The sequence below is a fragment of the Streptomyces sp. A3M-1-3 genome, from assembly GCF_024213665.1.
Classification (GTDB): domain Bacteria; phylum Actinomycetota; class Actinomycetes; order Streptomycetales; family Streptomycetaceae; genus Streptomyces.
The window spans coordinates 152,490-166,781 of sequence record NZ_JANAVP010000009.1 but is presented as its reverse complement, the minus strand read 5'-3'; the positions used below and the strand labels follow the sequence as shown (position 1 = coordinate 166,781).

Genomic DNA, 14,292 nt, shown 5'->3' with positions numbered 1-14,292 from the left:
ACCCTTCAACGGCTACTTCGCGAGGTAGGCGCCCAGGATCTTCAGGTCCGCCTTGTTGCCCTTCTTGTCCGTGACCACGGCGCGCAGGGACACACCCTTGCCCGCCGCGGGGTTCTTGACGCTGACCTTGCCGCTCGTGACGGTCAGTACCTTCCAGGTGGCCCCGTTGTCGTACGAGACGTACGCGGCCAGCGACTTGAGGTTGGACCCCTTGGCCGCGCCCTGCACGGTCAGCGGTACCACGACCGTCTTGCCCGCCGCGGAGGTGCTGTCCAGGCCCAGCTTCGGGCCGAAGCGGACCGTGGAGGCCGGGAGCTGGGCCAGGTCGTTCACGTTCTTCGAGCGGAACGCCCAGCTGGAGATGATGCGGGTGGAGACCTTGGAGAGCGCGGGGCTGCGGGTGACCGACGAGACCAGTCGGTAGCCGGCGTCACCGGCCGGCACCATGAACTGCTCCTCGCCCTGCAGCGGGTCCTTGTTCTCGCCGATCTTCGCGCCGTTGCGGTACAGCACCGTGCTGACGGCGGTGTAGTTCGAGCCGCCGGCGTGGTTGCTGCCGTCGGCAAACACGGGCAGGTAGCCCCAGATCGCGTTGCCCTCGCGGAACAGTCCGTACTCGGAGTCGATCCGCGGCCCGAAGACACCGACGTTGAACGTCTCCGTGTAGCTCTTGCCCGGCAGGTAGGTGCGCGAAGCACCGGACCCGTAGCCCGCCTCGATGATGGGGAAGCCCTCGGGGTCAAGTTGGCCCGAGTGCTGCTCGACGTTCAGGTCCCACTTCACCTTGTCGGCGGTGGAGACGTACGCCGTCGGGGTGCTGGGCAGGTTGCGCACCAGGCTTGTCGCCGAGCCGGAGAAGCTGCCCGGCAGCCAGCCGTTCGTGGAGAAGCTGCCCTTCTTGCCCGGGGCCGGCTCGCCCTGCACGACCTTCACCTTGGCCAGGTCGGCCGCCTTGAGGTGCCGGGTGTAGCCGGTGGCCAGCTGGTTCACCGGACCGCCGAGGACCGCGTGGTACTCGACCGCGGCGCCCTTCGACCAGTGGCCGTCCCACTGCTGGAAGAGCGACCCGTCGGTGATCTGCGGGCCGAGGTGCCTGGTGCGGAAGTTCTCGTACGTGTCGAGCCACCAGCCGAAGCCGTACGCGCCCTCCCCCGTCTCGAGCGAGTAGAACGGCGCCGCGAAGTCGGACTTGGCGGCGGCGTCCGGAACGGTGATGTTCACGGGCTTGGCCGTCCGGGCGTCGATCGTGATCGTGGTGTTCGCCGCGATGGCGAGCTTGGGCTGGGCGATCCAGTCCGCGCCCTTCTTGGCGTCCTCCGGGTCCACGACGATGCCGGTGTCGAGCAGGTAACCGCCCTTGGGGGCGCGGACCTTGACCGTGCCGGACTCGTTGTACGGGTCGAACCGCTTGCCGGCGGCCGCGCCCGAGAGGCCGGCCAGGGAAGTGCCGTAGAACTTGGCCGGCTTGCCGTCTCGCCCGATGTGCTTGAGCGTCACGTCGTACGACTCGGCCTCGCGCTCTACCGCGGCCGCCGTGCGGACGGTCTGGCCGCCGCCGGTCGCCACCACGTAGGCGCTGTAGGAACCGTCGAGCGTGCCCAGCTTGGTGTTCGTGGTCAGCTCGGCGTCGGCGGTGCCGCCCGCCGGGACGGTGACCTGCTGGGTGCCGAGGGTGAAGAAGCCCGCGGGCGCGGGGCTGCCGCCCGGGCCGAGGCCCGTGACCGCGAGGTCGAGGGTGACGGCCTCCGTGCCGAGGTTGCGGTACGTGACCTTCTTGGTGACCGGGGTGTCGTCGGTGTGCGGCCACTGCTGCAGGCCGAAACCGACCGACACCGGCTCGGCGACGACCGTCTGGGTCAGGGCCTTGTCGACCGCGATACGGCCGCTGCCCTGCTGGAACGGCGTGTAGGCGCCGGGCTTGGTGGAAGCGGCCAGCGCGCCCTTGAGCTCCGCGCCCTTCCACGCCGGGTGCTGCTGCTTGAGCAGGGCCGCGGCGCCCGCGACGTGCGGGGTCGCCATCGACGTACCGGAGATGGTCAGGTACCCCGGCGGGTTCTGGCCGACCTCCTGGTCGATGACACTGCCGGGCGCGGCGGCCGCGGTGGTGTCCACGCCGGGCGCGGTGACGTCCGGCTTGATCGCGCTGTCGCCGACGCGCGGGCCGGTGCTGGAGAATTCGGCCAGCTTGTCGCTGTCGTCGACGGCGCCGACGGTGAGCGCGGCGTCCGCGCTGCCCGGGGAGCCGACCGTGCCGGGCCCGAACTCGCCGTCGTTGCCTGCCGCGATGGCGAACAGGACGCCCTTCTCGGCGGAGAGCTTGTTGACGCCCGCTTCGAGGGGGTCGGTCTCGGGGGTGTCGAGGCCGCCGAGGCTGAGGTTGACGATGTCGGCGCCCTGGGCGACGGCCCATTCCATGCCGGCGAGGATGCCGGAGTCGTCGCCGGAGCCGCTGTCGTCGAGCACCTTGCCGTTGAGCAGCGTGGCGCCCGGGGCGACTCCCTTGTACTTGCCGCCGGACTTGGCGCCGGTGCCGGCGGCGATGGAGGCGACGTGGGTGCCGTGGCCGAAGCGGTCCTTGGCGTCGGCGGCGGGGGTGAAGTTCTTCTCACCGACCACCTGGCCCGCGAGGTCGGCGTGGGTGGCGTCGACCCCGGTGTCGAGGACGGCGATCTTCACGCCCTTGCCGTCGTATCCGGCGGCCCAGGCCTTGTCGGCGCCGATCTGCTTGACGCTCTTGTCGAGGCTGGCCTTGCGGACACCGTCCAGCCACACCCGGGCGACGCCGGAGGCGGTGGTACGGGAACCAGTGCCGCGCTGCTCGCTGGTGAGTGCCTCCCAGACGGCGCCGGCGTCCCGGTGGGGCGTGCTGAGGGCCTCGGCGTTCAGCGACTTCAGGGTCCTGCGGACCAAGGTGGCGCCGGCGTCGTGGACCTCGGCCTTCGCGGCCGGGGCGGCAGCGCCCTGGTAGCCGACGATCAGCTTGAGGCTGCCGCGCTGGGCCTTGCGGTTCTCGGGCTTGGACAGCTCGGTGATGTCGAAGAGCCGCGCGTCGAGCTTGCCGCTGCTGATCAGACGCTGGGCGTCGAACGGAACGACGCTGGTGTGCCCGCCCGTGCGCTGGACCTTGACCGGTATGTGCTCGCGCCCCTTGGCGCGTTCGAGGCCGATGGGCCGGCCCTTGGCGTCGATGACGACGCGGTCACCGGTGATCAGCGTGATGCGCTGCTGCTGCTTGCCCGCGAGCGCGGCCCGGTCACCGGTCGCCTTCGCTGCTGACTCCGACGACGGCGCCGCCGCGGACGGGGTGGTCATGCCCGCCGCCAGCGCCACCGCGGCGGCTGCGGCGACGGTGGCCGCACCCGCCCTCTTCAGTTGTCTGCGCAAGTCATCCCCCTGGAGATGAAAGAAGCCTCTCGCGCGAGGAACGCGGACCGCCCCCCGGCATACGCAGTATGTCGAGGGGCGAACTGTTGCTCAATAGGGGGTCGGGAGCGACTGGTTGTGGTGGCTGATGTCAGGCGTCCACGTTGTCCGTAATGCTCACTTTGCCCTTGCGGATGGTTGCGAGGCGAGGTGCGCGGCGCGCGATCGCACTGTCGTGGGTGACCATGACGAAGGTCAGCCCGTACTCCTTCCACAGCCCTTCCAGCAGCTCCACGATCTCGTCGCGCATCGACTCGTCGAGGTTGCCGGTCGGTTCGTCGGCGAGCAGCACCTTGGGCCGCTTGACCAACGCCCTGGCGATCGCGACCCGCTGCTGCTGGCCGCCGGACATCTCGCCGGGAAGATGACTCAAACGCTCTCCCAGCCCGACCGAGCCGAGCGCCTCGGCCGCCCGCTCGCGGCGCGCCGCGGCTTTGACCCCGAGCGGCACGAGAGCCGTCTCGACGTTCTCCTGCGCGGTCAGGGTCGGGATGAGGTTGAAGCTCTGGAAGACGAATCCGATGTTCTGCGCACGGACCTTGGTGAGCCGGGCCTCGCTGAGCCGGGCGAGGTCGACCCCGTCGAATTCGACGCTGCCGGCGGTCGGCCGGTCGAGGCCGCCGAGCATCTGAAGGAGGGTGGACTTGCCGCCGCCGGTGGGGCCCTGGATAACGAGCCGGCCACCGTCCTCAATGGTCAGATCCACACCGGCGAGGGCGTCGACGGTCTCCTTGCCGCGCCGGTAGCGCTTGGTGACGCCGCTGAGCTGGTACATGGTGGTCAACTCCTGCTGTACGTGAAGAAATTGGGGACCCGGGACAGCTATTCGACGCGCCGCAGGGCGTCCGCGGGGCGCAGCCGGGACGCGCGCCAGCCGCCGAACGCGCCGGCGATGAGTCCGCCCGCGACCGCGAGGGCGACCGCCAAGGCGATGGTGGTGACCGACACGGGCGCGCTGAGCGCGATGTCCAGCGCCTTGGTGGCGGCCTCCCGGCCGGGGCCGGTCATGGCCAGGCCGCCGGGTCCGGAGCCGCCCGGGCCCCCGCCCGAGGAGCCGATCTCGGCGGTGAGGGTGGGGCTGAGGGCCGTGATGGCGTACGCGCCGCCCAGACCGACGGCGATACCGAGCGCGCCACCGAGCAGCCCGTTGACCAGGGCCTCGCCGACGACCTGACGGGTGACCCGGCCGCTCTTCCAGCCCAGCGCCTTCAGCGTGCCGAACTCCCGCACCCGGCGGCTGACCGCGGCGGAGGTGAGGAGTCCGGCCACCAGGAAGGCGGCGGCCAGTACTGCGAAGGACAGCCACTTGCCGACGTTGGCGGCCAGGTCGGAGGCGGTGGAGAGGGAGCCGGAGACCGTGTCGGCGAGGTCGGCGGACGTGGTGACCGTGGTCCCCGAAATGTTCTTCTGGATGGCCGACTTGACACTTTCGATCCGCTGCGAGCCGGCCGCCTTGACGTAGACCGTGGTGACCTTGTCCTTGGCGCCGGCGAGGGTCTGGGCCTGCCCCAGCGGGATATAGAGGTTGGCGGCCGCGTCGCCGCTGTCGGCCGTCGCGATGCCGATCACCTTGAGCTTGGTGCCCTTGACCGTGACCGTGGAGCCGACTTTGAGGTCCTTCTCCTTGGCGTAGGCGCTGTCGACGACCGCGACCTTGGCGTTGGTCTCCGTACTCTCGAACGTCCGCCCCGAAGTGATCTTGGACGAGGTGAGCGGGCCGAGGCCGAGCCTGGCAACATCGGTTCCGTACACGGAGTAGGAGTTGACGTCGAACGCGGCGCCGCCGCCCCGCACTTCGCCGCTCCCGCCGCCGGTCTGGCCCGGCTTGCCGCCGGGGGCGGGCTGTGCCTGCTGGAACTCGCCGCGCTTGAACTGCCCGTTGACCTTCATCACCTGCAGACTCAGCCCGCCGACCGCGTCCGCGACGCCGTCCTGCCTGCCGACCTGCGCGACGGTTGCGACGGCCAGGGTCTGGAAGCCCTGCACCATCACCATGTCGCTGCTCTGTTCCGCGTCGTCGTCGCTGTCCTTGGCGTCGAACTCGAAACGCGGCCTGCGTGCGGTGTCGTTCTCGCCGGGCGGGGCGGCGGCCTTGGTGACGGTCATGTCCGTACCGAGCCCGTACAGCGACTGGAGCACCTTGCCCTGCGCCTGCTCCATGCCGGACGAGACCGAACTGACGACGATGACCAGGGCGATGCCCAGGGCAAGCCCCGAGGCGACGACGAGGGCCGCCTTCCGGCGGCGGCGCAACTCGCGCCTGAGATACGTGAAGAACATGGGCGTGAAGCTAGGAGCCCCCCGTGATGAGGAGATAAGGCCCGGGTGAGAGCGGGGTGAGAACGCCGAACGGCGGCACCTTCGAGAGGTGCCGCCGTTCGGCGTTACGAGGAGTTTCCGTACCGGGAGTTGGGGAGCCGGGGGCGGGTCAGACCGCCGAGCCGGCCTTCCACTCCGCCCAGCCCAAGTTCCAGCCGTTGAGGCCGTTGTCCGGCTTGATGGTGGTGTCGTTGGAGTTCTGCACGACGACCACGTCACCGACGATCGAGTTGTTGTAGAACCAGGCTCCCGGCTGGCCCGGATCACCCGCGCCCTTGACGTCGTTCAGGCCCACGCAGCCGTGGCTGGTGTTGGCGCTGCCGAAGATCGAGTCCGGTCCCCAGTAGTTGCCGTGGATGAACGTGCCCGAGGTGGACAGCCGCATGGCGTGCGGCACGTCCTTGATGTCGTACTCGCCCTTGCCGTCGTCGTCCGTGAAGCCGACGGTGGCGCCGTTCATCCGGGTCTCCTTGAACTTCTCGGAGATCACCATCTGGCCGTTGTACGTCGGGGTGTCCGGGGAGCCGGCCGAGATCGGGATGGTCTTGACCGTCTTGCCGTCCTGCGTGACGGTCATCGTCTTCGCCTTGGCGTCGACGGTGGAGACCTGGTTGCGGCCGATCTGGAAGGTGACCGTCTTCTGCTGCACACCGAAGACGCCGTCGGCGCCCTCGACGCCGTCGAGCGCCAGCTTCAGGGTGACGGTCGAGTTCTCCTGCCAGTACTGCTCGGGGCGGAAGTCCAGGCGCTGCGCGTTGAACCAGTGCCCGACGACCTCCTGGCCGGCGCTGGAGCTCACGGTGATCGCGGACTGCACGGCCGCCTTGTCGGTGATCGCCTTGTCGAAGTTGATCGACACCGGCATGCCCACGCCGACCTGGGAGCCGTCCTCGGGCGTGAAGTTGCCGATGAAGCTGTTGGCGGGCGAGACGGTGGTGAAGGAGCCGTTCTCGTGGGCCTCGCGGCCCTTGGCGTCCTTGGCCGTGGCGGACAGCACGTACTTGGTGGCCCGCTCCAGCTTGCCGTCCGGCGCCCAGCTCTTGCCGTCCGCAGCGAGGGTGCCGGCCACGGCCGCGCCGGCCGAGGTCTTGAGCTCGACCTTGGTGAGGGTGCCGTCGCTGACGGTGACCTTGGTGGAAGTGTTGATGCCGACGTTGGTGGCGCCGTCCTTGGGGGTGATCGCTATTCGGGCCTGGGAGGCGTCCTTGGCGGCCGCCTCGTCCACCTGAGCCTGTGATTTCTTCGAGCCGTCGCCGCTGCCCTTGTCGTCGCCGCCGCTGCACGCCGACAGCACCAGGACGCCGCCGAGCAGTGCGGACGCGGCCATCAGGCCCTTGCGCCGCTTGCTGTCCGTGATCACACGCTTCTCCATCGTTGCCGAATCCCCAAGGCCCCTAGCAGGCTCGCCTGGACAGCGCGTCCCTGCAATGCCTTAACAACACAAATATGGTTCCGCCCGTTCCGCATCCGGCAAAGATGTGGGGAACGCCACTCACCGCTCTTCGCCATCCTCCTCGTCGAGGTCCCACTCGACGGAGTCGGGGTCGTACTCGATCGGCTCGCTGCTCCACGAAGCCTGTGCGAGCTCCACTCCCGGCACGTCGCTGACCAGATCGAAGGGGTCCACGAGGTACGCGAGGGCTTCCGCCTCGTCTTCCCTGACGGCCGCCCCGGCATGCGCCCGTTCCTCGTCCGGCATGTACTCGTCCTGCGCGATGCGTTCGAGCGCGGCGCCGGTGAGTGCGTCCGAGTCGGAAACCTCCAGTACCAAATCAACCCGAAGCCGTACGAACCGTGATGTCTCAGAAGTGCTCATACGACGGAGCGTAAGGCTCTGCGGCCCCCCGGCTTTCCCGCGACCCGCTGCCTTCATTAGCATCGGCGCACACGGCCAATTCGCTGCTGCCACAAGGGGGATCGATCCGTGTCCGCACGCCGACCGCTGCTGACCGCCACTGCCGCGGGCACGCTTCTGTGCGCCCTGTGGTTCGTCCCGTCGGCGAACGCCACGGCGGAGGCGGAGAAGGACGAGGCCGCCGCCGGGAAGGCAGCGGCCGCGTCCTCCGAGGAGCATCTCTCCCTCGCCGACACGGGCAGCGTGGACACCACGCCGTATCTGATCGGCGGCACGGCCTTCCTGGGGGTCGGCGCCGGCTTCGTGGCCTTCTCAATGCGCCGCGCGCGCCTGGCGTGACCCGCTAGGCCAGCGGACCCGTCACCGGCTCCACGGCCTCGACGAGCTTTCCGGCGCGTACGAACGCGTCGGCGGCCGCCAGGTCGGGGGCGAGGAAGCGGTCCGGGCCGGGGCCCTCGACACCGGCCGCGCGGACCGCCTTGATGACGGCCTGGGTCGCGGGCGAGGGGGTCAGGCCCGTACGCAGTTCGACGGCGCGCGTCGCCGCGTACAGCTCGACCGCCACGATCCGGGTCAGGTTGTCGATCGACGTGCGCAGTTTGCGCGCCGCCGACCAGCCCATGGAGACGTGGTCCTCCTGCATCGCGGAGGACGGGATGGAGTCGGCGGACGCCGGGACGGCGAGCCGCTTCATCTCGCTGACCAGCGCGGCCTGCGTGTACTGGGCGATCATCAGCCCGGAGTCGACGCCGGCGTCGTCCGCCAGGAAGGCCGGCAGCCCGTGCGAGCGGTTCTTGTCGAGCAGGCGGTCGGTGCGGCGCTCGGCGATGGACCCGAGGTCGGCGGCGACGATGGCGAGGAAGTCCAGGACGTACGCGACGGGCGCGCCGTGGAAGTTGCCGTTGGACTCCACCCGCCCTCCCCCAGAGCCTTCGGCCTGGGAGGTACCCCCAGGCAGGACCACCGGGTTGTCGACGGCCGACGCCAGCTCGCGGTCCGCGACGAGGCGGGCGTGCGCGAGGGTGTCCCGGCCGGCGCCCGCGACCTGCGGGGCGCAGCGCACCGAGTACGCGTCCTGGACGCGCGGCGCGTCGTCCTGGTGGTGGCCGGTGAGCCCGGAACCGGCCAGCACCCGCAGCATGTTGTCGGCACTGGCGCCCTGGCCGGGGTGCGGGCGGATGGCGTGCAGTTCCGGGGCGAGGACCCTGTCCGTACCGAGCAGCGCCTCCAGCGAGAGCGCGGCGGTGATGTCGGCGGAGGTGTAGAGCCGGTGCAGGTCGGCGAGGGCCATGACCAGCATGCCGAGCATGCCGTCGGTGCCGTTGAGGAGGGCGAGGCCCTCCTTCTCGCGCAGCTCGACCGGCTCGATGCCGTGGGCGGCCAGCAGCTCGCCGGCCGGCCGGACGACGCCGTCGGGGCCCTCGGCGTCGCCCTCGCCCATGAGGGTCAGGGCGCAGTGCGAGAGGGGCGCGAGGTCGCCGGAGCAGCCGAGCGAGCCGTACTCGTGCACGACGGGGGTGATGCCCGCGTTGAGGATGTCCGCCATGGTCTGGGCGACGTGCGGCCGTACGCCGGTGTGGCCCGAGGCCACGGTCTTCAGCCGCAGGAACATCAGCGCGCGCACGACCTCGCGCTCCACGCGCGGGCCCATGCCGGCAGCGTGCGAGCGCACGATGTTGCGCTGCAGCTGGGCGCGGAGGTCGGGGCTGATGTGCCGGGTGGCGAGGGCGCCGAATCCGGTCGAGACCCCGTAGACGGGGTCGGGCTTGGCGGCGAGCGCCTCAACGATCTCGCGGGCCGCTGCGAGCGCGGCCAGGGCCCCCTCGGACAGCTCGATACGAGCGTTGCCCCGGGCCACGGCGATGACGTCCTCAGCGGTGGTTCCGGACGTCCCCACCACGACAGTGTGCATATCCATATTCAGCAGCGTACGGATTGAATCGCGACCTGTCACTAGCGGACGCCGGGCTTACCCCTTACCTGTCGGCAAACCCGTCAGGGCCGGGTGGGCGGCGAGCCCCGGCCACGGAAGCGGCGGCGGTCCTGGGTGCCGTTCGGCGGCGCGTCCGCGAGGCGGATGACCGCGCCGTCGCGGCCCGCCACCACCGGCTTCTCCGAGCGCGCGGCCTTCGCCTTGTACTGGGCGGCGTCGGCCAGGCGGAACAGCCGGCGGGCCGAGTGCACCGGCCCGATCGGGTCCCCCGTCGAGGCGACCCCACAGGCGACCCCCTCGCCCAGCTCCAGATCGGCCGCGCGGGTGCACAGCTCCTCGGCGACCGCGACGACCTCGTCGGCCGGAGGCCCGGCGGACAGCAGGCAGAACTCGTCGCCGCCCAGGCGCGCCGCCAGCGCGCCAGGCAGCCGCGCGCCGCACAGCGAGAGAACCGAGCCGAAGCGCTCGAGGAGGCGGTCGCCCGTGGCGTGCCCGAGGGAGTCGTTGACGCGCTTGAGCCCGTTGAGGTCGCACACCATCAGGCTGACCACCGTGCCGTGCACACGGTGCAGCTCCAGCGACTCGTCGAGCCTTATGTCGACCGCCCGCCGGTTGGCGAGCCCCGTCAGGGGATCGGTGAAGGCGAGCCTGCGCGCTTCCTCCAGGCGCTCCGTCTGGGCGAGCCCGGCCGCGATGACAGCGGCCAGGACGGTCGCGAAGTCGGCGTCGTCGGTCCCGAAGACCGGTCTCCCGGTGGGGCGGGCGACGTACAGCTCGCCCCACGCCCGTCCGTGCAGCACGATCGGCGCCACCACGCAGCTGCCGCGCCCGCGCCGGCGCAGGGCGGCGACGCGCTGATGGCAGTACGGACCGGCGCCGATCCGCTCGCCCTCGGCGGTCTCCACCCAGGCGTGCGGCCCGCCGCCGCCCGCCCACTTCTCGTGCAGGAACTCGGTGATCTCGGGGAAGTCGTGTACGGGGTACGACTCCTCCTGGGGGAACTCCTCCTCCCCCGGGGTCCGCTCGCCCTCGTTGACCAGGACGCGCAACCGCCCGCGCTCCCGCTCCCAGGTGGAAATGGCGGCGAAGGAGCCATCCATGGCGAGGCGGGCCCCGCGCGCGGCCGCGTGCACGGCCTCACGCGGAGTGTGCGCCGCCGCCATGGCCTGCGCGAGACCCACCACCGCTCGCAGCCGCCCGTCAACACCCATCACCCCAGGTTAGGGAGTTTTTCCGGGTTTGGGACGATTGACGGTCCATACGGTCTCCAACCGTGAACACCGTCACCCTCAGTCACTCAGGCCACACCTGCCCCAGTGGCCTCCGGGGACCCCGGAGCATCTCCGACGGCCTGCTGGGCCGCACCGGCGCGCAGCCTGGGGCCGCCCCAGTGGAGCAGCCCCGGCGCGCGGCCCCGGTGGGCGCGGCCCCGGTGGACAGTTCGGCGCTGCCGCGACGGGTCGTCACTCGCCCGGCCATTGCGGCTTCCGCTTCTCGTTGAACGCCGCCACGCCCTCGGCCCGGTCCCCGGAGAACGCCACCGACCGCCACGCCGCGTCCTCGACCTCCAGACCGGCCCGCAGGTCCAGCCCGTGGCCGAGCCGCAGCGCGCGCTTCGCGGCCCGCAGCCCGACCGGGGAGTTCCCGGCGATCCGCGCGGCGAGGGCCAGCGCCTCTTCCCGGTCCCGGCCCTCCTCCACCAGCTGGTCGACCAGGCCCAGCTCGCGCGCCTCGTCCGCCGCCACCCGGCGCGCGGTGAAGACCAGCTCGGCCGCCCGGGCCGCTCCGACGCGCCTCGGCAGCAGTTGCGTACCGCCGCCGCCGGGGATCACGCCGACCGACACCTCGGGCAGCCCGACGACGGCCGTACGGTCCGCGACGATCAGATCGCAGGCCAGCGCCAGCTCGAAACCGCCGCCGAGGGCGAACCCGTGTACGGCGGCGACGGTCGGCATCGGCAGTTCGAGTACGCCGGTGTAGGCGCCCCGGGCCGTGGGCCGCTGCCGCACCAGCTCGGCGTCGCTGAAGGAGTTGCGCTCCTTGAGGTCGGCGCCGACGCAGAAGGCCCGCTCATGGGTGGAGGTCAGCACGGTGACACGCACGTCCCGGTCGGCGCCGAGCGCGTCGCACGCGGCCCCGATCGACCGTGCCATCTCGGTGGACACCGCGTTCATGGCCTTGGGCCGGTCGAGCACGAGCTCGGCGACATGCTCCTGCTCGTGCCGCCGCACGACGACGAACTCCCCGAACCGCTGCTCGCTCATGACGCCCTCCCGGTTAACGATCGTTGACCGGGATCATAGGCCGCCCCCGCGGCGGGGCCTCTCCCACCCACCCGCCCTGGAGCCGGGGGTGCGAGGCACCCCCGGCCGCCGGCGGAGTGCGGTGCGGGCGGGCAGCACCGGGCCAGGGCCAGGGCCTGTCCGGCGGATCCTGGCCGGGGCCACGGCGTCCGGTGCGGCGCCTTGCGATGCACCGCACCGGACGCCGCGTCCTATCCGGCCCTGATCCGCCGGACAGGCCCTAGGTGCGCCGCGTCAGCAGCCAGGGCTCCACCACGCCCAGGCCACGTACCGGGCGCTGCCACATCGGCTGAAGCGCGAAGCGGTACGTGGGCGCGTCCTCGCCCGCCTTCTCCGCCAGCTCCGCCGCCGCCGCGGCCTCCGCCTCGGAGACCGGCGCGTCTCCCGTACGGCCCAGTTCCTCCGCGAGCGCGCCGTCCACCAGCACCGCGTTCTTCGGCGCTATCGAGGTCAGCCTGCTGGCCAGGTTCACGGTCGTGCCGAATACGTCGCCCATCCGGGTCGTGACCGTGCCGAACGCTATGCCGACGCGCAGCTCCGGCATGGTCTCGTCGTGCCGCATGGTCTCGATGAGCCGGAGCGCTATCTCCGCCGCCGTCCCCGGGTCGTCCGCCGCGTACAGCACCTCGTCCCCGAGGGTCTTGATCAGCCGGCCGCCGTGCGCGGCGACCAGGTCGGCGGCCGTGGTCTCGAACGCCTCGACCAGTTCGCCGAGCTCCTCCTCCTCCAGCCGCCGGGTCAGCCGGGTGAAGCCGACCAGGTCGGCGAATCCGACCGCGAGCCGGCGGTCGACCATCTCCTCGTCGTCGGCGGCCTGGACGACGCGGCCGGTCGCCGCCGCCAGCTGCCGCCGCCAGACGTAGACCAGGAACTCCTCCAGCTCCGGCAGCAGCAGCTCGACCAGCGGGTACGTGACTTCGGTGCGGGTCATGCCGGGCTCGGGCGGCTCGGTCAGCCCCTCCAGGAAGGAATCGATCTGCCATTCCGCCAGCCGGGCGGTGGTCTGCCCGGTGGACCGGGCGACCTGTACCGCCATCGGCTCACTCAGCAGCCCCGCCTCCACCAGACCGGCGAGCCGCCGCAGGGCGAGTACGTCCGCCTCGGTGAGCGCCTTGGCCTGGCCGATGTCGGCGAAGCCCATGGCCCGCCAGAAGCGGGACGCGAGCTCCATCGAGACGCCGGCCGTGCGGGCGGCCTGGAAGGCGGTGTAGCGGCGCTCGGCGCCGAGGATCAGCTGTTCGAGCCGGATGGCGAGCGGGTCGGCGGTCGGCTCGACCGTGTGGTCGACGGCGTGGTGCGGCGGGTGCTGATCGCTGCCGCTACTGCTGCCACTGCCGCTGCCGCCTCCGCTGGGAAAGGGCGTGCCCGCGCCGGAACCCGTGTCATCGACGGTCACCTACCGCCTCCTGCCCGTTCCCTGCGCACTGCACTGCCGATCTGTCGCGGATCGTCTAAACCATACGACAGGTGTGCCGTAGCTCACTCCTCCATCTCACGGCCTTCTCATGAGTCAACGGACCGCAGGTGCACAATGTCCCCCGCCCCGACCGGTTCCTGCACCCCGTCGCCGGTCGCCAGGACAAGCCGCCCGTCCGCGTCCACGGCCACCGCCTCACCGGTCAGCGACCGCCCGCCCGGCAGCTCGGCCCGTACGGTCCGGCCGAGCGTCGCGCAGCCCGCCGCGTACGACTCCTGCAACCGGCTGAGGTCGGGATCGCCCCCGGCCGCGCGCCACTCTCCGTACCACTCCTCCAGCGACCGCAGCACCGCCCGCAGCAGAGGGTCGCGGTCCACCGAGACCGCGCCGGCCAGTGCCAGCGAGCCCGCGCCGGGCACCGGCAGCTCCTCCTTCGTCAGCGAGACATTGAGGCCGATGCCGACGACGACGCCTCCCCCGGTGCCGCCGGCCCGCTCGGCGAGGATGCCGCCGGCCTTGCGCTCCTCCCCCCCGACGGCGACAAGAAGGTCGTTGGGCCACTTGAGGGCCGTGTCGACGCCCGCGGTGCGCGAGAGGGCCGTCGCGGTGGCGACTCCGGCAAGCAACGGCAGCCAGCCCCACCGCTCGACGGGTACGTCCATGGGCTTCAGCAGGATGGAGAAGAACAGCCCCGACCGGGCGGGCGCCGACCAGTTGCGGCCCAGGCGGCCGCGGCCCTCGGTCTGCTCCTCGGCGACGAGGACGGCCCCCTCCGGGGTCTCCGCCGCCCGCGCCGCCAGGTCGGCGTTGGTGGAGCCGGTGACCTGGACGACGTCCAGGGAGGTCCACAGCCCGCCCGGCCGCAGCAGGCCGCGACGCAGCGCGGTGGTGTTCAGGGGCGGCCGGTCGAGGTTGGACCAGCGGTTGTCTGGAGCATCCTGGGGCGTCATGCAAGCCACATTAGGTGTGGCAAACGACGCACTGCCGAGCGCCATGCGCGCCGATACGCTACGTGTCAGTAGCCATCCGGTTGACCAGGCAG

The 14,292-nt window shown here is 71.5% G+C and carries 11 protein-coding genes; 1 reads left to right on the top strand and 10 read right to left on the bottom strand.

Annotated features, from left to right (window positions below; genetic code table 11):
* Positions 1–12 precede the first annotated feature (12 nt).
* The 5 genes from NLX86_RS13005 to NLX86_RS12985 all read right to left on the bottom strand — a co-directional run bounded on the left by NLX86_RS13005 (position 13) and on the right by NLX86_RS12985 (position 7,558).
* Positions 13–3,372: a S8 family serine peptidase gene (locus NLX86_RS13005; RefSeq protein WP_254371893.1), complete on the bottom strand. Its 3,360-nt coding sequence runs from the start codon at positions 3,370–3,372 to the stop codon at positions 13–15.
* Positions 3,373–3,514: 142 nt separating this feature from the next.
* The gene (locus NLX86_RS13000) at positions 3,515–4,198 is read right to left on the bottom strand and encodes an ABC transporter ATP-binding protein (protein WP_254371808.1); all 684 of its coding nucleotides are present in this window, start codon (positions 4,196–4,198) and stop codon (positions 3,515–3,517) included.
* Positions 4,199–4,245: 47 nt separating this feature from the next.
* Positions 4,246–5,703: an ABC transporter permease gene (locus NLX86_RS12995; protein WP_254371807.1), complete on the bottom strand. Its 1,458-nt coding sequence runs from the start codon at positions 5,701–5,703 to the stop codon at positions 4,246–4,248.
* Positions 5,704–5,851: 148 nt separating this feature from the next.
* Complete coding sequence (locus tag NLX86_RS12990) at positions 5,852–7,114, bottom strand: Ig-like domain-containing protein (RefSeq protein ID WP_254371806.1); 1,263 nt, start codon at positions 7,112–7,114, stop codon at positions 5,852–5,854.
* 120 nt (positions 7,115–7,234) lie between these two features.
* On the bottom strand, positions 7,235–7,558 hold the full coding sequence (locus NLX86_RS12985) for a hypothetical protein (protein ID WP_254371805.1): 324 nt from the start codon (positions 7,556–7,558) through the stop codon (positions 7,235–7,237).
* A gap of 108 nt (positions 7,559–7,666) precedes the next feature.
* Here NLX86_RS12985 and NLX86_RS12980 point away from each other — a divergent pair, with 108 nt between their 5' ends.
* The gene (locus tag NLX86_RS12980) at positions 7,667–7,936 is read left to right on the top strand and encodes a hypothetical protein (RefSeq protein ID WP_254371804.1); all 270 of its coding nucleotides are present in this window, start codon (positions 7,667–7,669) and stop codon (positions 7,934–7,936) included.
* 4 nt (positions 7,937–7,940) lie between these two features.
* Here the strand turns inward: NLX86_RS12980 and hutH are convergent, their stop codons facing one another.
* The 5 genes from hutH to NLX86_RS12955 all read right to left on the bottom strand — a co-directional run bounded on the left by hutH (position 7,941) and on the right by NLX86_RS12955 (position 14,200).
* The gene (gene hutH, locus NLX86_RS12975) at positions 7,941–9,509 is read right to left on the bottom strand and encodes a histidine ammonia-lyase (protein ID WP_254371892.1); all 1,569 of its coding nucleotides are present in this window, start codon (positions 9,507–9,509) and stop codon (positions 7,941–7,943) included.
* Between the two features lie 83 nt (positions 9,510–9,592).
* Complete coding sequence (locus NLX86_RS12970; RefSeq protein WP_254371803.1) at positions 9,593–10,741, bottom strand: sensor domain-containing diguanylate cyclase; 1,149 nt, start codon at positions 10,739–10,741, stop codon at positions 9,593–9,595.
* 252 nt (positions 10,742–10,993) lie between these two features.
* Entirely contained in the window at positions 10,994–11,794 is an 801-nt protein-coding gene (locus tag NLX86_RS12965) for an enoyl-CoA hydratase/isomerase family protein (protein WP_254371802.1), read from the bottom strand.
* 259 nt (positions 11,795–12,053) lie between these two features.
* Positions 12,054–13,229 (bottom strand): adenylate/guanylate cyclase domain-containing protein, encoded by a 1,176-nt coding sequence (locus tag NLX86_RS12960; protein ID WP_254371801.1) that lies wholly within the window; start codon positions 13,227–13,229, stop codon positions 12,054–12,056.
* Positions 13,230–13,336: 107 nt separating this feature from the next.
* Positions 13,337–14,200: a biotin--[acetyl-CoA-carboxylase] ligase gene (locus NLX86_RS12955; protein ID WP_254371800.1), complete on the bottom strand. Its 864-nt coding sequence runs from the start codon at positions 14,198–14,200 to the stop codon at positions 13,337–13,339.
* Between the last annotated feature and the right edge of the window lie 92 nt (positions 14,201–14,292).

Coding starts and splice junctions, on each gene's coding strand:
- NLX86_RS12990 (WP_254371806.1), bottom strand. CDS start 7,114: ATGGAGAAGCGTGTGATCACGGACAGCAAGCGGCGCAAGGGCCTGATG.
- NLX86_RS12965 (WP_254371802.1), bottom strand. CDS start 11,794: ATGAGCGAGCAGCGGTTCGGGGAGTTCGTCGTCGTGCGGCGGCACGAG.
- NLX86_RS12995 (WP_254371807.1), bottom strand. CDS start 5,703: ATGTTCTTCACGTATCTCAGGCGCGAGTTGCGCCGCCGCCGGAAGGCG.
- NLX86_RS12970 (WP_254371803.1), bottom strand. CDS start 10,741: ATGGGTGTTGACGGGCGGCTGCGAGCGGTGGTGGGTCTCGCGCAGGCC.
- NLX86_RS12985 (WP_254371805.1), bottom strand. CDS start 7,558: ATGAGCACTTCTGAGACATCACGGTTCGTACGGCTTCGGGTTGATTTG.
- NLX86_RS13000 (WP_254371808.1), bottom strand. CDS start 4,198: ATGTACCAGCTCAGCGGCGTCACCAAGCGCTACCGGCGCGGCAAGGAG.
- hutH (WP_254371892.1), bottom strand. CDS start 9,509: ATGCACACTGTCGTGGTGGGGACGTCCGGAACCACCGCTGAGGACGTC.
- NLX86_RS12955 (WP_254371800.1), bottom strand. CDS start 14,200: ATGACGCCCCAGGATGCTCCAGACAACCGCTGGTCCAACCTCGACCGG.